The sequence below is a fragment of the Amphritea sp. genome (assembly GCF_048266285.1).
Lineage (GTDB): Bacteria > Pseudomonadota > Gammaproteobacteria > Pseudomonadales > Balneatricaceae > Amphritea.
Genome location: NZ_JBLWZV010000001.1, coordinates 514,124 through 533,621 on the forward strand (window position 1 = coordinate 514,124; position 19,498 = coordinate 533,621).

The window sequence follows — 19,498 nt, forward strand, 5'->3', positions numbered from 1 at the left end:
TTTATGGCACGAATATCACTTCTTTTGTTGAGCCTTAAGGGAAGCCCTGATAGCGTAAGGCTTGATCGTTATAATGGAGACGTTGGCTAATGGATGTGTTATCAGCAATGGGCGTATTTGTCCGTGTGGTTGATCTGAAAAGCTTTTCACTGGCGGCGGCTGAGCTGGGGATTTCTAGCTCTTCTGTCAGTAAGCAGATAGCTCATTTAGAACAGCATGTCGGTGCGCGATTGTTACAGCGCACCACCCGGCGTCTTAATGTTACGGAGGTCGGTGCGGCCTATCATGAAAAGTGTCAGTTGATTCTTGCCGAGGTAAGTGAGGCTGAAAATCTAGTGTCACAACTGCAGGGTAAGCCCCGTGGTGTGCTGAAGATCAACTGTAATATGACCTTTGGTCAGTTGCTGCTAGCCAAAGCTATTCCTGAGTTTATGCAGCTTTATCCGGATATACAGTTTGAAGTGGCCCTTGATGATGGTGATGTTGAATTGCTGCGAGAGGGGTTCGATCTTGCATTACGCATCACTAACCCCAAACTGCCTGATTCCAGCTTGATTGCTCGTGAAATTGCTTCGATTCCGTTGTTTCTCTGCGCCAGTCCGGGCTATCTGGCTGAGCATGGCCATCCACAAACACCGGAAGATTTGAAACAGCATAATTGCTTGGTGTTTATGTTAGCCACTAATACCAATATGTGGACACTGACGGATGCCAGCGGCAGTCAGGTGGTCCAGGTAAGTGGTGATCTGAAAGCGAATAACAGCCTACTGGTGTTGCAATCGGTGTTGGCCGATCGCGGGGTGGCTAATCTCGCCTCCTTTGTTATTGAGCGTTATGTTGCTGAGGGTAAAGTCGAGCTGTTATTGCCCGATTATCAGGCTGAACGGTTGAGTCTCTATGCGGTGTACCCTGAACGTCAATATATGGCTCCCAAGGTGAGCCTGTTTATTGAGTTCTTTCAGCAATGGTTAGGGGATAATCTACAGCAGGCGTTTTCATCCTAATGCTGAGAGAAACGGTGTTCTCGTTACTCGCGGTTTTATTGCCGGTATTGCCCGGTGACCTATTAATATGTCTATCTAGGTGTTAATTCAATGATTTTGTATGACTACTTTCGCTCATCAGCGGCCTACCGTGTGCGTATTGCGCTGAATTTGAAGGCGCTAGACTATCAGCAGGTGCCGGTGAGTTTAGTGGATGGTGAACAGCGTTCTGCTGAGCATTTAGCGCGTAATCCGCAGGGATTTGTCCCCGCCTTGCTCGATGGCGAGTTGCTGTTAACCCAGTCACTGGCGATTTGTGAATACCTCGATGAGCGCTATCCGCAAGTAACACCTTTGCTACCCACATCAGTAGGGGATCGCGCTAAGGTTCGCGCGATGGCGATGCTGGTCGCCTGTGATATTCATCCGGTGAATAATCTGCGGGTGCTTAAGTACTTAGCGGCAGAATTGGACGTTAATGACATGCAGAAAAATCAGTGGTATCAACACTGGATCTATCAAGGATTTGATGCCCTAGAAGAGATATTGGCTCAGAACGCTGGGGAGTTTAGTTTTGCGGATCAGTTGAGCTTGGCTGATGTGTTTCTCGTCCCACAGGTCTATAACGCCCACCGCTTTAACTGTGATATGAGCCGTTATCCCAATATTAACCGGGTGAATGATAACTGTATCAAGTTGAAAGCCTTTGCCGATGCGCATCCAGATCAGCATGCGCCTAGTTAATATCGACGAGCTAGTCGGGGTGTTGCTAACGTTGGCTAAGGAAATGACCGCTTGGCAGGCCGATGTTTTGGCTTGCTGATGCGGTCTAACGTGGTTTTTTAATCGATATCATTCAGCGCTTGCATCGCCTCTTTACTCCACTCTAGCGCATTTCGATAACAGCTTTCATACAGGTTAGAATCGAAGTTGGTGGGTAGTAGATCCCAGTCACCGGCTTCATAATTACCGACATACATCAGTGTTTCACCCATCTCACCTTCGTTCAGCAGGATCGCATTTTTAATCTCCTCGCTCAGTGGTACCTCTTGGAGCATCGATTCGCGATCAATATCCAGCAATAGATGGATGTTAGACATCATGCCGGTCATGAAATAGCTGCCGGGATTGCTCCGCTTAGTCGCCAAAGCAATCTCTTCACACATGCGTCCGCGTACCAGCAGGCCGCGGCATAACTCTTCAGGTTTGCCGCTTTGGTTGTTGAGCGCGATAAGAGTAGCCCACTTTCTAATCTGCGCCATGCCGAGCATCACAATGGCTTCGGTCAGTGATTCGACTTTACGTACCAGTGAATAAGCAGCGGAATTAATGATGCGCAGTAGTTTGTAAGTAAGTACCGGGTCACGAATAATCAGCCCTTCGAGACGCTCCGGTGTAGTATTGGGGTTTTGTAGTTCCTGTACCAGCTCAAACAGGGCAGCATGGTTAGGCTCAACCTTTTTACCCTTTATTAGCTTCGGCTTGCTGAGAAAGTGGCCTTGGAAGAGTTTAAAACCGAGTTTATTACACTCTTCTAGCATCTCGACGGTCTGAATTTTTTCAGCCAGCAGGGTCACTTTAAAAGGGGATAACAGACGAACCTGTTCGGCAATCTGTTCAAAGCTCATATCTTTTACATCGAGTTTGACGATTTGCGCCATTTTAAACAGGGGTTCGTACTCGGCTTTGTAGGTAAAATGGTCCAGCGCAATCCGATAGCCCGCTTTGACTAAACGATAAATCGCCACGATGACACTGCGATCGACTTGCACATCTTGGTGGATTTCGAGTACCACATTCTTGCGCGGCAGGTCGGGGATATTATCAGAGAGTAATAATGTCCGGCTTAAATTGATGAATGCCGGCACGCGTTTCAGCTCGCCTTGATCGGAAATACTGGTATAGGAGTTTAGCAGAACTTCGCTGGAAGCCCCGGAATCACTGAACAGGGTGCTGCCGGACTGTTGCGTGTCTTGATACAGCAGTTGATAGGCAATAACCCGCTGGCTGCGATCAAATATCGGCTGCCGTGCCATCAGAATTTGCCCGCCTGATGAAGTGTCCATGGGTGTCTCATTCCATATTAAGCTGTGTTGTATTTAAGCATATATACAGCCGAGTGAAATGTCAGCCGCTTAACTCACCAATACAGGTAGCGCGATATTCTGATATTGGGCGAAAGAAGTCGCTGTTTTCTATGCGACAGGTATAATGTTGCTCCCTGATTTAGCAGACTGAGATTATGAGTACGATTAACTGGTTTCCTGGCCACATGCATAAGGCCCGTAAAGAGATCGCCAAGGTGATGGATGAGATTGATGTGGTTATCGAAGTACTCGATGCCCGTTTGCCTGTGTCCAGCGAAAATCCGATGGTGTCTCAGTTGCGCAAGGGGACGCCAGTCATTAAATTGCTCAACAAAAGTGATCTAGCAGACCCGCAGCGCACCCAAGAGTGGGCCGACTATTACAATAGTTTGCCGGACACTCAAGCGCTGATTATTGATTATCAACAAAAGAAGCTGATCAGCACCATTCCGGATATGTGCAGTAAGCTAGTGCCGGCGCGGAGCAATAACAACCGTCAGGTACGGGCGATGATCATGGGGATTCCCAATGTGGGTAAATCGACCATGATCAATGCTTTACTCGGTAAGCGTATCGCGAAAGTGGGTAATGAGCCGGCGGTGACCAAAGGGCAAACGCGGTTTACTCTTAAAAACGGTATGGCGTTATCCGATACGCCGGGAATGCTTTGGCCTAAGATCGAAGATATTGATTCCGGCTATCGCTTGGCGGCCAGTGGTGCCATTAAGAATACCGCCATTGAATATGAAGATATTGCGCTCTATGCCGCAGAGTTCTTACGTAAGGATTATCCTGAGCTACTGATGAACCGTTATAAGCTTAAGGCGCTGCCAGAACGTGGTGATCTCGTACTGGAAGCCATTGGCCGCAAGCGGGGCGGTTTAAGGCCCGGTGGTGTTATTGATATCCATAAAGCTTCAGAGATATTGTTGAATGAGCTGCGCGGTGGGCAAGTAGGGCAGATTACCTATGAAACCGTCGCTGAGTGGCTGGAGAAATGGGAACAACAGAAGCTTGAGGCCGAACGTCTTGAGCTTGAACGCATAGAACAGGAACGGTTAGACGCAGAGTCACAGAGTGATCGCTCGGCTCACCGCCATAAAAGGTAATTGAAATGTCACGTATAAAGAAAAAGCGCACCTCACCCAAGCCTATCTTTCTGGATATCCCTCGCCGGAGTGAAAAACTGGCCGATCCTGATAGCTATGAGAGCCGTAAGCGCCGTAATCTAGAACAGAAAAAGAAACATAAATCTGTGTATGAAAAAGCTCGCGAAGCGGAACAGGCGGAAGAATCTAGTCAGTCTCAGAGAAATACGCCTCTGGCCGATAAAATTCGCCGACTTAAACGTGCGGAAGAAGCCCGTAAAGCGAACGCGCAAGCGAATAGCGAGGCAGAATAATAACCGTGCTTATTTGATCTCCTGACGAGTCTCATCTACGTTTATGGGTAGCACCGATAAACGGTAGGCGAATCATGGAGATCAAATATGACTCAGGCGGAAGTTCATCGAGCAGGCGACGCGCCAGCTAAAGTCGATTTACAACAGGGCGAAACCTATTATTGGTGCGCCTGCGGTCGTTCAGCGGCCCAACCTTTCTGTGATGGTTCTCATCAAGGTACAGGCTTAGCGCCGGTGGTTTTTGTTGCCAGTAAAACTGAAACGGTATTTCTGTGTACCTGTAAACAAACCCTCAACCCACCACGGTGTGATGGTAGCCATAAGTCGTGAGAATAAGCGTCGGTAGCGCTCGCTAGAGTCGATCTGACTAGGTACAATGTTTCTCTTTTTTTAGCAGGAAATATGTCCCTTGCAACAGGTTGATGTGGTGATCGTGGGTGCCGGTGCGTCCGGTTTAATGTGTGCGGCCACGGCGGGCTATCGCGGCCGGTCGGTGCTAGTGTTGGAACATACCGCAAAAATTGGGCGCAAAATCCTGATGTCTGGTGGTGGACGCTGTAACTTCGCCAATATCCATAACTCCCCCGCGAATTTCATTTCACAAAACCCGCACTTCTGTAAATCAGCATTAAGTCGTTACTCAGCGCAGGATTTCATCGATCTCGTTGATCGTCATGGTGTCGAGTATCACGAGAAAACACTCGGTCAGTTGTTCTGTAATGACTCCAGCAAAGAGATATTACGAGTATTGATGACCGAATGTGAATGGGCTGGGGTTGAGATTAAAACCAATACCGAAGTGCATCAGCTCAAACAAAGCGCAAACGGTTTTCAGCTGCAAACCAGTCATGGCAATATCAGTGCGACCTCGGTGGTTATCGCTACCGGAGGTTTATCGATTCCCAATGGTGGTGCCACCAGCTTCGCCTATGACATGGCCACCGAGTATGGCTTAACGGTGTTACCCCGTAGCGCCTCATTGGTGCCGTTCACCCTGCAACCGAAAGATAAAGAGGTGTTAAGCGAGTTGTCGGGTGTCTCTCATCAAGTGAGAGCGAGTATTGGCTCCACCAGTTTTGTTGAAATGATGCTCTTTACTCATCGCGGCTTAAGTGGCCCAGCGATCTTGCAGATATCCAATTATTGGCAGCCGGGAGAAGAGGTGGAGATCGATCTATTCCCTGGATTTGATCTACTGGCATGGTTGAAAGAGCAGCGAGATAGTCGCCCCAAAGCCGATATCACCACCCTCATGGCGCAGCAGATGAGCAAGCGGATGGCGCAAATCCTCTGCGGAAAGTTTGAGCTAACCGGTGCGCTGGGCAATCTGTCCAATAAACAGTTAGAAGCGATCAATATGGCCTTCTGTCATTGGCGCATCAAACCCTCCGGCACCGAAGGCTATCGCACCGCCGAAGTCACCTTGGGTGGTATCGACACCGATGAGATCAACCAGAAAACCATGCAGGCGAAAAAGGTAGAGGGACTCTATTTTATCGGTGAATGTCTTGATGTTACTGGTCATCTGGGAGGGCACAATTTCAATTGGGCCTGGGCTTCCGGTTTTGCGGCGGGGCAGGCGGTGTAGTGTTGTATAAAGAGTGTCAGGGTATTTAAAGTTTAAACAGGGGGTGTTTGTCTAAAATTCCCAAAGGGTAATAATGATACGCTCATAACTCTTAAGAAAAATTTACAGCAAGCACATAAAGGTGATCTTGAAGGAAATTTCAGAAAAGTACGGCTTCAGGCTGATCTTTTACAAATATACTTCCTGTTGCGTGATATGTGGTATTTAGAACCTAAACATAGTTTTTCATGGCCTGAAAAGAATGATTTAATTGCCTTGGCGCTTTTCAAAGATATTTATGACGATCCACAGGGTCTTGGGAAACTAGAATGCTTGGCTGTTGTTGTTTTGAAGGTATAACTAGTTATAGTAGCATCACTTCGTCGCTGGACGTGCTAACGTGCGCAGTTAGTTGAGGTCTTAAGTGTTTTTAGGGAGAAAGGTGTGAGTCAGTATCATATTGCGCAACTCAACATCGCCAAGCTTTTGGCGCCGGTTGATTCTCCGCAGCTTTCAGATTTTGTTGCGAATCTGAACAGGATCAACGCGTTGGCAGAGGAGTCTCCAGGGTTTGTTTGGAGGCTGCAAACCGAAGAGGGTGATGCCACCGGTATTGATTACTTCGGTTCTGATCAAATTGTGAATCTTTCTCTCTGGGATTCGGTCGAGGATTTACATAATTACGTTTACCGGACTGCCCACGTCGAGATCATGCGCCGCAAGAAAGAGTGGTTTAGCAGAATGGGCGAAGCCTATATGGTGCTTTGGTGGGTGCCAGCCGGTCACATACCGTCAGTCGAAGAGGCCGCGCAAAAACTGAACACTTTGCGAAAACAGGGCCCAACCGCCGACGCTTTCTTGTTCAAAAAAGCCTTCTCGGCGCCCAGTGAATTCGCTAGTGGGCTAACCGATACTCTGGATGGTGAATTTCCAGCCACTTAACCTCTCAATCAAGCTCGTCAATTTAAGTTCGTTCCAATCTACGACTGCCACCGGACGCTCCGGTTGGGACGGTGCTTATCATCAGTGTTATGTTGCCTAGGATATTTCGCTTAAGGTTTGGCGCTGATATTAGCCTATTGTGGCTGCTCGCAGTGTCATGTGAAGAGTTGCTATCATGCTGCTACTGTAAATCAATGTGTCATGTTTAGCTCAACATGAGGCTGTTTTGTCTGTCGCCAGTGTGATCGACGCTCCTATTTATGCTTATGCGAGATAGCCTAGAGGCCCCGTAATACGAGCGTTTCATGTTTTCTAATTTAAATACCCTATCCATAGTTAAGGCTGGTTTATCTGTTTTCATGTTGCTTCGCGGAGTGTGAATGAGACGTAATGATTAACGCATAGCTGTGTTAGCCATGCGTTAATTGAGTCCTTGATTAAGTCACTTTCTTTACCAGTAGCCTAATAATTTCCACCACAGGCCGCCGACGATTCCCCAGACGGCTAGATTGACCACACTCATAATAAAGCCCATTAGCCACCAGTTTTCCATTGAGACATAACCTGAACCAAATATAATTGGCGAGGTGCCGGTGGCGTAATGGGTGAGTGACATCATTAACGAAGATGCACCGGCGAGTAATAAGCCTAGATAGAGGGGTGGTGCACCGAGTGCTAACCCTGCGGCATAGAAGGCGGCAAACATCGCGGTAATGTGGGCAGTTGTGCTGGCAAAGAAATAGTGTGCGTAAAAATAAACAGCGACTAAGATGATTGCAGAGAGCGTCCAGTCAAGACCGAGTTGAGCTATATTATTTTCGACCACGCCAGAAAACCAAGCGACTAGGCCTAGTTTATTAAGAAAAGTTGCCATCATCACCAGCGCAGAGAACCAGACAACGGTATCCCAAGCCGATTTCTCTGTAAGCACATCCTGCCAGCTTAAAACCCCGCTCACCAGCAAAATAGAAAGACCTAAAAATGCCACGGCGGTGGTATTAACTGCATAGGCATCACCAAAAATCATTGCAGGCACACTGGCCCACAAGAGTAATAGCAGGGCAAATACGCTGATCATGACTTTTTCACCGTAACTCATTGGTCCCATTTCGGTCAGCTTTGCTTTCGCATAAGTGCGGGCGTCGGGGGTACTTTTGATTTCGGGAGGGTAAATGGCATAGACGACTAACGGCACCAACGCAATACAAACTAGTCCCGGAAGGAGTGCTGCCAGCGCCCAAGTGCTCCATGTAATGCTGATATTGGCGCCGGTGGCATCGGCAATGAATTTGACGATTAAAGGGTTTGGTGCAGTAGCGGTAATGAACATTGCTGATGTTATTGGGTTGATATGATAGTTAACCAACGCAAGGTAGTGACCAATTTTGCGTGATGTACCGGCTTCAGGAGTGGAGCCAAAACTGGTCGCGATAGACTTCATTATGGGATGAATAATACCGCCACCCCGCGCTGTATTACTGGGAGTTACCGGTGCAATGACCAGCTCAGAAAGTGCCAACGCATAGCCAATACCAATGGTTTTTCGGCCGAATAGGGATATGAAGTAATAGCCAATACGATTGCCTAAGCCGGTTTTCGCTAAGCCGCGAGAGATAATAATAGCAATACCAATCAGCCAGATTAATGAGTTAGAAAAGCCACTCAGGGCATCTTTGATCGCCCCTGAAGGGCTGTCGTTGGTGACGCCTGTCAGTGCGACCGAGGTGATGGCTAAAATAGCGATAGCACCAATGGGCATTGCTTTACCAATGATGGCGACTACCGTACCGACGAACAGTGCCAATAGATGCCATGCGTTGGCTGATACCCCTTGTGGCGGAGCAATAGCAAACCAGAGGAAAAGGATGATGGCAATTGCGAACAGGCCAGGAACTACTTTGATCTCTGTGCCTTTCATAGCGGTCTCCTTAGTGATGAGAAAAATAGACATTGGGTAAAGAAGGGCGGTGTTTGTTTCATATTAGTCTTAAGTGGCGATGAAAATCATATCAATAGCAATAAAACAGGTTCTATTTGGGGGCTGGTTGAATAATTCACCTCTGAGTAGAGGAAAATAGCCTCATCGAAGCGGCGAAATAATGCCGTTGATAGGTTTAAAATACAAGGCTAAGCCGGGCTTAGATAAACAGTCCTGCCGGTCGTGCTATATTTTGCGTATTTTGGGTGTTTTTATGCTCAGGTTGTTCAGCACAGAGTGTTCAATTTAAAGCGAATTTTGTAGCCTGATTGTTTACTGGAGTGGTGATGAAACGTGTTTTTATGCTGTTGGTGATCGTTTTTTTGGTGGGTTGTTCAGAGCCGTATCCGGCCGCCGATCAGGAGATTGGCGTCAAGGGTGAGCCGCCAAAAGCCCTCGTGCGAGCCTATCATCAGCAATTCCAAGCAGCGGATAAGCATTATGTGCTGGCGTTGGGCTTTATTCATGCTTTCTTAGTTGAACAGGGCTTTTCGGTTAACTACACCCGGTGTTTTGATGATGTACTCGATGTGACCAAACGTACTCAAGCGGGGTTCTCTTGTATTGCGCTGCAGGCCGAACAAGGCCCGCCAACTAAGGTGTATGTGCGGGTTGTGATCGATGAGGTTTTGTTTAATCAGTTGGATGGCAATAACCGCTTGCTGCTCTCTGTTGAACTGTTTGCACTTAAGGGCTATCTCCAAAACGGCACAACCGAGCGCTTGATTGATGCCTTTGATATCGATGTTGCTAGGGTATTGTCGCAGCTTTAGGGTAAGGGCTGAAGCCGCATTTTCAAAAGCCATTGTTGTTTTTAAAATATTATTAATCAATAGTTTATTTTATAAAACTAATGTTATTTATCAGCAATAGGGATGGTGATTCTAGCGTCAATGGCGCCCATGAGGTTGTTATCCGGCTCACTGGTTTGGTCTTTGTTTTTTTCAATATGTCGCGCGAATAGTATGGCCCCGCTGCCGATCATCATGACGCATAGGGTAATGATTAAACCGTTATCAAAATTGCCGTCGGCTTCGGCTAGATAGCCAACCAGTGCGGGGGCGAGCATTTGTGACGCACCGTAGCTGAAGGTTAAGCGGCTCATCGGTTTCGAAGGGTTGTCTGGGAATAAGCGACCCACCATAGATAACATCATGCTGACGATACCGATAAAGCTGGCACCGTAAATCATCGCACTGAGTATCACCGCCAAGAGGTGGTGGCTTAAAAGCAGTATCAGAATGCTCAGGGCGTTAAGTAGATAGGCGATAAAAATGGCTTGCCACTGACCGGTGGTGTTAGCGACTTTATCCCATAGGGCGCTGGCCGGGGCGCAGCTTAAGCCAGCTATCAGCCAAATAATCCAACCTTGTCCGGCGAGGGCGTCGATGCTTTCGGCGATACTGATCAAAAAAGTCGCTGAGATAACATAGCCAAAGCCCGCGCAGAAATAACTCAGCTGCAGCACCGGCATGAAGCTGCGAGGGAGCGGAATGTGATGTTGGCTGTGTTTCGCCAAAGATTGTTCTGCACTAAAATCCGGTAGCCACTGCCACACCGGCACAATTAATAGCAGTGTGACGAGGGCGTAAATACACCATTGTTGATCCCAACTGAAGTGATCTTTGATTAAGATAGATAATACCGCTGTGATGGCGATGCCGATCCCTAGCCCCGAGAAGAAGATCCCTAGTTCGGCTTTATGGTTCCGCTTCATCAGCCAATGCATCAGCAGACCGCCACCGAGTAACATACCAGCCGAACTGCTTAACCCCGAGAGGTAACGTAGCAGATACCAAAGCGGTTCTTGAGTGGTCAGTCCCATGGCGAGGCTGGTAACGATGGCAACGAATAATCCTAACCGAAACAGACGGGCTTTTAGCGCGATATTATGGATAAAGGAGATGAGCAGTGCGCCGCTAAGGTAACCCGCATAATTGGCGGCGGCCAGATAACCGGCCAGTGATTCACTCAAGCCGACCTCTTTAGCCATTTCGGGAATCATTGGCGTGTAGGCAAAACGGGCGATGCCAATCGTTGCGACGACGGCTAACACGCAGGTGAGTAACATGCGGTTTTTACTAATCTCGGCCATTTTAGCTCTCCTATCGCTGTTCACTTTTGCAGAGTACACAGGTTAGCGCATGTGGTTTTTGTTATCTTTCTATAAAATGACAAAATATATATAAAACTGGACAATTTAGTATGGATCGTCGCTCCGCTCATGAACTCAGCTTACTCAGTATGCAATCGTTGCCTCGGGACGTGTATGTGCGTCAGGAGGAGATGCCTGCTGGGCATTACTTTCCTGCCCATCGTCATCATTGGCATCAGTTGTTGTATGCCGTGTCCGGTGTGCTGGTGGTTGATCTAACCGGTGAGCGTTACTTTATACCGCCGGAGCAGGCGATCTGGTTGCCTTGTGGTTGTCAGCATCGGGTGTTTACTGAATATGGTGCGGATCTAAAAAGTCTGTATATTGATAAGGACTACCAAGGGATTGCCGACCGGGCCACGGTGCTGCATATAACGCCGCTGATTCGCGAGTTGATCTTAGAAGCCGCTGAGTTTGACGCGGAATACCCCTTAGATTCTTATGAAAATGACCTGATGCAGTTGCTGTTGCAAGCGTTAGGTTGTCTCGAACGGGATGATCGTTATCTGCCTTGGCCGGTAAGTCCTGATTTAACGGCCCTATGTCATCGGCTTTATCGCGAGCCTGATCAGGTGGAAACATCAGAGCAGCTTGCCGCGTCATTGGCCGTTTCTCTACGTACACTAGACCGTCGTTTTCGCCGTGAAACCGGTATGTCATTAAAACAGTGGCGCTTACAGTTACGCTTGATGCAGGCGCTTGAATTGTTGAATGCGGGCCACAGTGTGACTCAGATCGCACTGGAACTTGGTTACAGCTCACCTTCGCCCTTTATCTATATGTTTAGAGAGCAGTTTGGTATGGCACCAGCACAGTATCGCAATCGTGGACGACAAGCGGATTAAGGGCTGCAACAGGGCGGGATAAGGCGTGTTGAGATTGTCTTCGTTTTCACTTCTTAATTAGTGTTAAAATGCCCGCCAATTAGAGGCAGCCTGCCGGGCTGAACTGTTTTGTGTTTTAAGCTTTCGTTAAAACATCGACAGACCTACCATTTTGCTTAAACGATCCCGGAAATAGTATTCAGATGGAAATCAAAGTTAATTTTTTAGACAATCTCAGGCTTGAAGCGAAGTTTGATGATTTCACCGTCACCGCCGATCAGCCGATTCGCTATAAAGGGGATGGTTCTGCGCCCGGTCCATTTGATTACTTTTTGGCATCCTCTGCCCTGTGTGCAGCGTATTTCGTTAAGGTTTACTGCCAGTCTCGGGATATTCCAACGGACGATATCCGTCTGTCGCAGAATAATATTGTTGATCCTGAAAACCGTTATAACCAGATTTTTCAGATTCAGGTAGAGCTGCCAGATACGATCTCAGAGCGGGATCGCACCGGTATTATCCGTTCGATCGATCGTTGTACCGTCAAGAAAGTGGTGCAGCAGGGGCCTGAATTTAGAATCGAGACAGTTGAAAATCTCGATGCTGATGCCTCGATCATGGCGATGGGCGTTGCTGATGATACCGCCAACACCATGATCTTGGGTAAAGACCTACCGTTGGAAAAAACCATCGCCAATATGACCGGTATCCTCGAGCGCTTAGGGATGAAAATTGAGATCTCTTCATGGCGTAATATCGTGCCGAATGTCTGGTCATTACATATACGGGATGCTTCGTCGCCGATGTGTTTTACCAACGGCAAAGGGGCGACTAAAGAGAGCGCTCTCTGTTCTGCTCTCGGTGAGTTTATCGAGCGAGCCAGCTGTAACTTCTTCTACAACGATCAGTATTTCGGTGAAGAGATCGCTAACAGTGCATTTGTTCACTATCCCAATGAACAGTGGTTCAAACTGACCGAGGATGACAGCATTCCCGATGGCTTGTTGGATGATTACTGTCTGGCGATTTATAACCCTGATGATGAACTGCGTGGCTCTAACTTAATCGATACCAACTCAGGTAACGTGGCGCGGGGTATCTGTGCCTTGCCCTATGTGCGTCAGTCTGATCAGCAAACGGTTTATTTTCCGTCAAACCTGTTAGAGAACCTGTTCCTTAGTAATGGTATGAGTGCGGGTAATAATATCCATGAAGCTCAGGTTCAGTGTCTGTCTGAGATTTTTGAGCGGGCGGTTAAGCGGCAGATTATTGAGGAAGAAATTGTCCTTCCCGATGTGCCTGAAGCGGTATTGGCGCAGTACCCACAGATTGTCGCCGGTATTAAAGGGCTGGAAGAGCAGGGGTTTCCGGTACTGGTGAAAGATGCGTCTTTGGGCGGTCAGTTCCCAGTCATGTGCGTCACTCTGATGAATCCGCGCACTGGCGGCGTCTTTGCTTCCTTTGGTGCCCACCCAAGCTTTGAAGTGGCACTCGAGCGCAGTTTGACCGAATTATTACAGGGCCGCAGCTTCGAGGGTCTAAATGATGTGCCGCCGCCGACTTTTAACAGTCTAGCGGTGACTGAGCCGAATAACTTTGTCGAACACTTTATTGATTCAACAGGGGTTATCTCTTGGCGTTTCTTCAGTGCTTGCCACGATTATGAGTTTTGCGAGTGGGATTTCTCGGGCACCAATGAAGAAGAGAGCAACCGCTTAATGGCGATTCTCGAAGAACTCGAAAAAGAGGTCTATATCGCTACCTTTGATGATCTCGGCGCCTCGGCTTGTCGGATTCTGGTGCCGGGCTATTCTGAGGTCTATCCGGTAGAAGACTTGGTTTGGGATAACACCAACAAAGCGATTCAGTTTCGCACAGATATTCTTAATCTACATCGCTTGGATGACGAGCAGCTGGCTGATTTGGTCGAACGTCTTGAAGACAGCGAAGAAGATAACTACACCGATATTAAAACCCTGATCGGCATCGAGTTTGATGAGAACACCGTGTGGGGTCAGTTGACGATTCTGGAGCTGAAGGTTCTTATCTATCTCGCACTGGGCGAGCATGAAGCCGCGTTAGAGCTGGTGGAAAGCTTCCTACAATATAACGACAATACCGTTGAACGCGGGTTGTTCTATCAGGCGATGAATGCGGTGCTAGTGATTGTGCTGGATGAAGATCTCGCGCTGGACGATTACCTGTTGAATCTGCGTCGTATGTTTGGTGCTGAGGTGATGGAGAATGTGGTGGGGTCCGTCGCCGGAGACGTGCGTTTCTTTGGCTTGGCGCCAACGGATACCAAACTAAGCGGTTTGGATCGTCATCTAAAACTGATTGAGAGCTATCAAAAACTGCACCGTTTACGGGCAGATAAGGCCGGTATCGCCATCTGATCGATTAGCGGGTCTGACTGCTTGCCTGTTGGCTGAGGTATAAACAAAAAAAACAGCGGTGTTAGCCGCTGTTTTTTTTGCCTGATAAAACAGGGATCGTCTTATCAAGGTGCTACTCTATTTTATCGGCTGTATCAGAGCACGAGGTTCGTCAGGAACATCACCGCCAGATAACCACAGGTGTAAGCCACCAGCAGCCAGTGAATAAAGCGTAGGTAGCTGATAAACGACAACTCTTGTAGCTTACTGAGGGCGATAACACCGGCCGCCGACCCGACGATCAGAATAGAACCACCAACCCCCACGGCATAGGTCAATCCTAACCATTCGCCTTTGGTCATCGGAATATCCGATTGCAGAATCGCTGCAGTGAGTGGCACGTTATCAACGAAGGCTGACAGTATACCGATAATATAGTTGGCATAGATCGCCGGCATCATGGTGTAGAGTTCTGGCAGTAACTCCAGCACCGACAGCTCTTTGAGCATTCCCACGAGTAGCAGCACCCCAAGGAAGAACAGCAGGGTATCAAACTCGATCTCGCGGACATATTCTAGAACGTTGGGGTTTTGCTCCTTACGGAAAATCACCTGATGGACGATAAACATCAGCGCCAAACCGAACAGGAAGGTCAGCACCGGCGGTACTGAAAACAGTACGCTAAAGGCGAGTGTGCTGATAATAGTCAGTAGAAATAGCGCCGCAATCAGTTTGTCACCGGCGGAGATCGGCCGTTTAAATTTCGGCAGGGTGATTACTTCATTACAGCCACGCATCAATATCAATGCCAGAATCGCCACACCGGTGATGGCTGGCAGTATTAGCAGTAGCAGATTAAGAATGGAGACCTTGCCGTTAAGGAATATCATCAGCGTGGTGACGTCACCGGTAATCAGTGAGACGCCACCGGAGTTAACCGCAAAGACAATCAGTGCGGCAAACTTGAGAGTATCTTTGGTTTCTAGCTTCAGTGATGCCAACAGCGATAGCATGATCAGCGAGGCGGTGATGTTGTCCGCCAAGGATGAAAACATCAAGCCTAGCAAGGCGATCAGAATCATTAGGGTGCTGAGCTTAAGTTCACTGGGCAGGAGTCGGTAAACCAACTGGGTAATCAGGCCTTTTTCGTTAAGGTAGGCGACGAAGGTCATCGCAGCCATTAAGAAAAGCCAGAGAATGGCAATATCAAGCAGTTGTTCGTTGAGTGCTTCCTGTATCGCTTGGGGCGATTTTTCAGGGAAGACAAAGGCAAGGATCCAGACCAAGGTGCCGATAAAAAGTGTTGATTTTGCTTTATTCAGATGGACAACATCTTCAAAAACGATCAGCACAAAGGCGAGGATAATCAGGCCCAATAGCAGAGAATGCATTGTTAGTCCCACGTTTAAATTTTATAAGGCGGCTATTTTGTACTTTTGTAGGAGGTCAATACAATAGATAAAACGTTCTAGGGGATAAGAAAATAGGGATTACGACTTTTAGAACGCTTTATAGGACCTTTGGTCGGTATTTACTTGCGTAGCGCGGAAATATCCGTTAAACCGTAGTGGCCGTTTTAGGTTGCTGTGATGGTGATTTTGGTACGTGATTGTTTAGCTCGTTCCGCCGCAGGGTAACGTTTGTCGATTCAGGGTGTCTAACTCGGTTGTGTGAATAGAGTATTGAGTTAAATTGGCTAAAATATTGTCTAGCTAGTTGATGTTTAAGCGTTAATTTTTGGTTGTGTCGCAATAAGGAAGAACAAAGATGTTAGATAAACGTCAGTTTTATATTGATGGTCAGTGGGTTGCTCCGCAGGCGAGCCATGATTTTGATGTGATTGATCCATCCACCGAAGAAGTGTGTGCGGTGATCTCTTTAGGGGACGAGGCTGATACCAACACCGCTGTTGCTGCTGCGCGTCAGGCATTCGATAGCTGGAGCCAAACGAGCAAGGCCGAGCGACTGGTACTGTTAGAAAAATTACAGACGATTTACAACGAGCGTGCCGACGAGATGGCGCGTGCTATTTCTACCGAAATGGGGGCACCAATTGCGCTGGCGAGTACTTCCCAGTGTGGCGCTGGTTCTTCCCATATTAAAAACCTGATTCGTGCGCTGAAAGGGTATGAATTTGATCAGCCGTTGGGTGATCATGCGCCGGATAACCGTATCTTGCACGAAGCGATCGGTGTGTGTGCCCTGATTACGCCGTGGAACTGGCCGATGAATCAGGTGACATTGAAAGTTGTGGCGGCACTCGCTGCCGGTTGCACTATGGTATTAAAACCCTCTGAAATTGCGCCACTGTCATCGCTGCTGTTTGCTGAGATGATCGATCAGGCCGGTTTCCCTGCGGGTGTTTTTAATTTAGTAAACGGTGATGGACTGGGTGTGGGTTCGCAGCTGTCGGGCCATCCTGAAGTGGATATGGTGTCCTTTACTGGATCGACTCGGGCGGGCATCGCCATTACTAAAAACGCTGCCGATACCGTTAAGCGGGTAGCGTTAGAGTTGGGCGGTAAGGGCGCTAATATTGTTTTTGCCGATGCTGATGAGAAGGCGGTTATGCGGGGCGTGCGTCACTGCTTTAATAACAGTGGACAATCCTGTAATGCGCCGACCCGTATGCTGGTGGAGCGTAGCCTTTACGAGCAAGCGGTTGCTATTGCTGCAGAAACGGCGAATAAAACCGCTGTGAATACCGCATCACTGGAAGGACACCATATTGGTCCGGTGGTCTCACAGATGCAGTATGACAAGATCCAAGGTTTGATTGAGCAGGGTATTAATGAAGGCGGCCGGCTGGTAGCGGGCGGTCTGGGTAAGCCTGAAGGGCTAGAAAAGGGCTATTACGTTAGACCAACCGTGTTTGCGGATATTCATAACCAGATGACCATCGCCCGTGAAGAGGTGTTTGGGCCTGTCTTGGTGCTGATTCCTTTTGATACCGAAGAGGAAGCGATCAGCATTGCCAATGACAGCCCTTATGGCCTGACTCACTATGTGCAGTCACAGGATAGTGAAAAAGCCAATCGTGTGGCGCGTAAATTGCGTGCCGGTATGGTGCAGATCAATGGCACATTCTTAGGTGCTGGCTCACCCTTTGGTGGTTATAAGCAATCAGGCAACGGTCGTGAGGGCGGTGTTTGGGGGCTTGAAGACTTCCTTGAAGTTAAAGCGGTCAGTGGTTGGAACTGATTCAACCCGGTTACGGTGATAGTTAGATGATTAAAGGGGCGTATCGGTACGCCCCTTTTTTTGTGCCTCGTATGTGTGAAAGCTTCTTTTGCTCTGCCTATTGGCAGGGCAATTTAGTCGATATGTTCAACGCGGTTGCGACCGTTCTCCTTAGCGCGATAGAGGGCGCTATCGACGGCTTCCATTAAATCCGGTAACACAGTGCCATCTTGGGGTGTAGAGACTACGCCGATAGAGACAGTCACGGGGGGCAGGCATTGGTCATTATAGGTCAGCGATAGGTCCTCAATTTTACTGCGCAGTTTTTCGGCGGCCATCAAAGCACAGCTAAGATCGATCTCAGGAAGCAGAATAACGAACTCCTCGCCTCCGTAGCGGAACAGCAGATCGTGTTTGCGCAAATTGTTATGCAGGGTGTCCACGACCTTCTTCAGTACAAAGTCACCGGTAATATGGCCAAACTGATCATTAATCCGTTTAAAGTGGTCGATATCGAGCATCAGGATGGACAGTGAGTGTCCATGACGCACGGCTCTCGACATCTCTTCAAGTTGTTTGCCGAGTAAGCCCTGGCGGTTAAACGCGCCGGTGAGCGGGTCGTGCTCCGCTTGGTGTTTGAGTAAACGATTCGCCTCATCGACTTCTTCGGTCAAGGTGTTGACGAACTGCAGTAATCGACTGGTGATGCGAGCATGTCGCGTTCTGCTTTGATTCATGGTTTTGTGCTTCAGGGCGCTCGGGGCCTTCATAGGCAGGGAGTCATCATCCTCACGCAAGGCCACGGCGACTTGGCTAGAGTTGAGTAATTGAATTTTACCGCTTAGGCGGATGAATTCGCCGTAGGTAAATAAACCGGCAGTAGGGGCTAGATGCTGAAAGGGGCGGGTTTCTAGCTCGGTTTCTTGTTGCAAAAAGAAGCGCCGACAGACGCAGGAATAGAGCAGAATCGCATCCGGCTGAAACAGGTGGAGCACATTGAGTGTGGTTTCGGTGTCTGTTATGACAGTATCGACATTAAGATAACCTAACCGAGCCGTTTCACCCTGTTTAACATCGGCGATCATCGACACCTCGCCAGATCGATTGGTGGCGGTGGGGTTGCGTGCCAAGGTATGGCCATTGCGCTCGATGAGTAATGGGAACTCTAGCAGGAATAACTCATCATCGGAGGTGATATTGAAATGTTGGCTATAGACCTTAAAAGCAGGCTTGCGATCAATGGTATGTATGATGTTGTGTTCAACCTTCGTGAGGGTCATGCGTGGGCCTAGCGCTTCCCAGCCAAACTGTAATGTGACTTTAAGGTGCAGCGAGGTGCTTTGCAGTCCAACCGCTAATAAACCCGATTTGAAGATCCCCTCAGTGGTAAAAATAAAGGCTTCAGCCTTGGCTCCTTCCGAGCCTGCACCACCGCCGAAAACGGGGATATCCGGTAGCTTGTCGTCTAGCCCCTCTAACAGTCGGGCACAATCTAGGCTGGTGGGTGTGGCCATCAGCAAGACGCCTTTTAGGTTAGCTAGCTGGCTCAGGCGTGAACCAACATCGGCGCCGCTGCTGTATTCATTACTCGGTTGGCTAACGAGTTCGAGGTGTAGGTCTGTATCGCTAAAGCACAGCAACGATAACAGGGTCGATTCGACAACGATTTTACCGGCGGCAATCTCGCCTCCGGAGGAGGTGCCGACAACAGTGGCATGGGGGATCAGGATTTTGATCTGTGTGCTGAGTAGGTTAATCCAATCGATATCGGTACTTGCAGTGAAGACCTGCACCAGCACGGACTGGGATCGCTGAAGTGTCGCTTGAATCTGCGGTTGGTTAAGAAAGCGTTCGAGTTGCTTAGAAGAGGAAATGGTGTCGAGAAAATGTTTCATCTTAACTCCTAATCTTAACTCCCTAACGTCAGCCCGCGCTGCAATGGCAATGGCAATGGGGCTTGGCGCAAACCGGTCTCTTTAGCGATTCAATGACACCAAAGAGGAGG

General features: G+C 48.5%; 16 protein-coding genes. 11 read left to right on the plus strand and 5 right to left on the minus strand.

From position 1 onward, the window contains the following. Positions 1-89: 89 nt before the first annotated feature. Together ACN0T0_RS02465 and maiA are read left to right on the plus strand one after the other, a co-directional pair. Positions 90-1,004 carry a LysR family transcriptional regulator gene (locus tag ACN0T0_RS02465; protein WP_417222857.1) on the plus strand — a complete coding sequence of 305 codons (915 nt, stop codon included), beginning with the start codon at positions 90-92 and terminating at the stop codon, positions 1,002-1,004. Positions 1,005-1,094: 90 nt separating this feature from the next. Then, the gene (maiA, locus tag ACN0T0_RS02470) at positions 1,095-1,727 is read left to right on the plus strand and encodes a maleylacetoacetate isomerase (protein WP_417222860.1); all 633 of its coding nucleotides are present in this window, start codon (positions 1,095-1,097) and stop codon (positions 1,725-1,727) included. Positions 1,728-1,825: 98 nt separating this feature from the next. Here the strand turns inward: maiA and ACN0T0_RS02475 are convergent, their stop codons facing one another. Next, a complete protein-coding gene (locus ACN0T0_RS02475; protein ID WP_417222863.1) occupies positions 1,826-3,049 on the minus strand; it encodes an EAL and HDOD domain-containing protein in 1,224 nt (407 codons plus the stop codon). Positions 3,050-3,225: 176 nt separating this feature from the next. Here ACN0T0_RS02475 and ylqF point away from each other — a divergent pair, with 176 nt between their 5' ends. From ylqF to ACN0T0_RS02500, 5 genes are all read left to right on the plus strand, one after another. Next, the gene (gene ylqF, locus ACN0T0_RS02480) at positions 3,226-4,179 is read left to right on the plus strand and encodes a ribosome biogenesis GTPase YlqF (RefSeq protein WP_417222865.1); all 954 of its coding nucleotides are present in this window, start codon (positions 3,226-3,228) and stop codon (positions 4,177-4,179) included. A gap of 5 nt (positions 4,180-4,184) precedes the next feature. Continuing rightward, entirely contained in the window at positions 4,185-4,472 is a 288-nt protein-coding gene (locus ACN0T0_RS02485) for a hypothetical protein (protein ID WP_417222868.1), read from the plus strand. 87 nt (positions 4,473-4,559) lie between these two features. Beyond that, positions 4,560-4,802, plus strand: coding sequence for a CDGSH iron-sulfur domain-containing protein (locus ACN0T0_RS02490; protein WP_417222871.1), 243 nt, complete (start codon positions 4,560-4,562; stop codon positions 4,800-4,802). Positions 4,803-4,881: 79 nt separating this feature from the next. Then, complete coding sequence (locus tag ACN0T0_RS02495) at positions 4,882-6,060, plus strand: NAD(P)/FAD-dependent oxidoreductase (RefSeq protein ID WP_417222874.1); 1,179 nt, start codon at positions 4,882-4,884, stop codon at positions 6,058-6,060. A 423-nt stretch (positions 6,061-6,483) separates the two neighbouring features. Beyond that, the gene (locus ACN0T0_RS02500; RefSeq protein ID WP_417222876.1) at positions 6,484-6,981 is read left to right on the plus strand and encodes a DUF3291 domain-containing protein; all 498 of its coding nucleotides are present in this window, start codon (positions 6,484-6,486) and stop codon (positions 6,979-6,981) included. Positions 6,982-7,432: 451 nt separating this feature from the next. Here the strand turns inward: ACN0T0_RS02500 and ACN0T0_RS02505 are convergent, their stop codons facing one another. Then, positions 7,433-8,899, minus strand: a complete 1,467-nt coding sequence (locus tag ACN0T0_RS02505) for a DASS family sodium-coupled anion symporter (RefSeq protein WP_417222879.1) — start codon at positions 8,897-8,899, stop codon at positions 7,433-7,435. Positions 8,900-9,246: 347 nt separating this feature from the next. Here ACN0T0_RS02505 and ACN0T0_RS02510 point away from each other — a divergent pair, with 347 nt between their 5' ends. Next, entirely contained in the window at positions 9,247-9,732 is a 486-nt protein-coding gene (locus tag ACN0T0_RS02510) for a hypothetical protein (RefSeq protein ID WP_417222881.1), read from the plus strand. Between the two features lie 83 nt (positions 9,733-9,815). Here the strand turns inward: ACN0T0_RS02510 and ACN0T0_RS02515 are convergent, their stop codons facing one another. Beyond that, a complete protein-coding gene (locus ACN0T0_RS02515; RefSeq protein WP_417222884.1) occupies positions 9,816-11,054 on the minus strand; it encodes a YbfB/YjiJ family MFS transporter in 1,239 nt (412 codons plus the stop codon). A 110-nt stretch (positions 11,055-11,164) separates the two neighbouring features. Here ACN0T0_RS02515 and ACN0T0_RS02520 point away from each other — a divergent pair, with 110 nt between their 5' ends. Beyond that, entirely contained in the window at positions 11,165-11,959 is a 795-nt protein-coding gene (locus tag ACN0T0_RS02520) for an AraC family transcriptional regulator (RefSeq protein ID WP_417222887.1), read from the plus strand. Positions 11,960-12,141: 182 nt separating this feature from the next. Continuing rightward, positions 12,142-14,334: an OsmC domain/YcaO domain-containing protein gene (locus tag ACN0T0_RS02525; RefSeq protein ID WP_417222889.1), complete on the plus strand. Its 2,193-nt coding sequence runs from the start codon at positions 12,142-12,144 to the stop codon at positions 14,332-14,334. 134 nt (positions 14,335-14,468) lie between these two features. Here the strand turns inward: ACN0T0_RS02525 and nhaD are convergent, their stop codons facing one another. Next, positions 14,469-15,704 carry a sodium:proton antiporter NhaD gene (gene nhaD / locus ACN0T0_RS02530; protein WP_417222892.1) on the minus strand — a complete coding sequence of 412 codons (1,236 nt, stop codon included), beginning with the start codon at positions 15,702-15,704 and terminating at the stop codon, positions 14,469-14,471. Between the two features lie 376 nt (positions 15,705-16,080). Here nhaD and ACN0T0_RS02535 point away from each other — a divergent pair, with 376 nt between their 5' ends. Continuing rightward, the gene (locus tag ACN0T0_RS02535; protein ID WP_417222895.1) at positions 16,081-17,514 is read left to right on the plus strand and encodes an aldehyde dehydrogenase family protein; all 1,434 of its coding nucleotides are present in this window, start codon (positions 16,081-16,083) and stop codon (positions 17,512-17,514) included. 113 nt (positions 17,515-17,627) lie between these two features. On the opposite strand, the gene ACN0T0_RS02540 is transcribed toward ACN0T0_RS02535, so the two are convergent. Further along, the gene (locus ACN0T0_RS02540) at positions 17,628-19,388 is read right to left on the minus strand and encodes a diguanylate cyclase (RefSeq protein WP_417222898.1); all 1,761 of its coding nucleotides are present in this window, start codon (positions 19,386-19,388) and stop codon (positions 17,628-17,630) included. Positions 19,389-19,498: the final 110 nt, after the last annotated feature.

Bases quoted from the DNA above. Each gene is read 5' to 3' on its own strand.
- ACN0T0_RS02465 (WP_417222857.1), top strand. From the start codon at position 90: ATGGATGTGTTATCAGCAATGGGCGTATTTGTCCGTGTGGTTGATCTG.
- maiA (WP_417222860.1), top strand. From the start codon at position 1,095: ATGATTTTGTATGACTACTTTCGCTCATCAGCGGCCTACCGTGTGCGT.
- ACN0T0_RS02475 (WP_417222863.1), bottom strand. From the start codon at position 3,049: ATGGACACTTCATCAGGCGGGCAAATTCTGATGGCACGGCAGCCGATA.
- ylqF (WP_417222865.1), top strand. From the start codon at position 3,226: ATGAGTACGATTAACTGGTTTCCTGGCCACATGCATAAGGCCCGTAAA.
- ACN0T0_RS02485 (WP_417222868.1), top strand. From the start codon at position 4,185: ATGTCACGTATAAAGAAAAAGCGCACCTCACCCAAGCCTATCTTTCTG.
- ACN0T0_RS02490 (WP_417222871.1), top strand. From the start codon at position 4,560: ATGACTCAGGCGGAAGTTCATCGAGCAGGCGACGCGCCAGCTAAAGTC.
- ACN0T0_RS02505 (WP_417222879.1), bottom strand. From the start codon at position 8,899: ATGAAAGGCACAGAGATCAAAGTAGTTCCTGGCCTGTTCGCAATTGCC.
- ACN0T0_RS02510 (WP_417222881.1), top strand. From the start codon at position 9,247: ATGAAACGTGTTTTTATGCTGTTGGTGATCGTTTTTTTGGTGGGTTGT.
- ACN0T0_RS02515 (WP_417222884.1), bottom strand. From the start codon at position 11,054: ATGGCCGAGATTAGTAAAAACCGCATGTTACTCACCTGCGTGTTAGCC.
- ACN0T0_RS02520 (WP_417222887.1), top strand. From the start codon at position 11,165: ATGGATCGTCGCTCCGCTCATGAACTCAGCTTACTCAGTATGCAATCG.
- ACN0T0_RS02525 (WP_417222889.1), top strand. From the start codon at position 12,142: ATGGAAATCAAAGTTAATTTTTTAGACAATCTCAGGCTTGAAGCGAAG.
- nhaD (WP_417222892.1), bottom strand. From the start codon at position 15,704: ATGCATTCTCTGCTATTGGGCCTGATTATCCTCGCCTTTGTGCTGATC.
- ACN0T0_RS02535 (WP_417222895.1), top strand. From the start codon at position 16,081: ATGTTAGATAAACGTCAGTTTTATATTGATGGTCAGTGGGTTGCTCCG.
- ACN0T0_RS02540 (WP_417222898.1), bottom strand. From the start codon at position 19,388: ATGAAACATTTTCTCGACACCATTTCCTCTTCTAAGCAACTCGAACGC.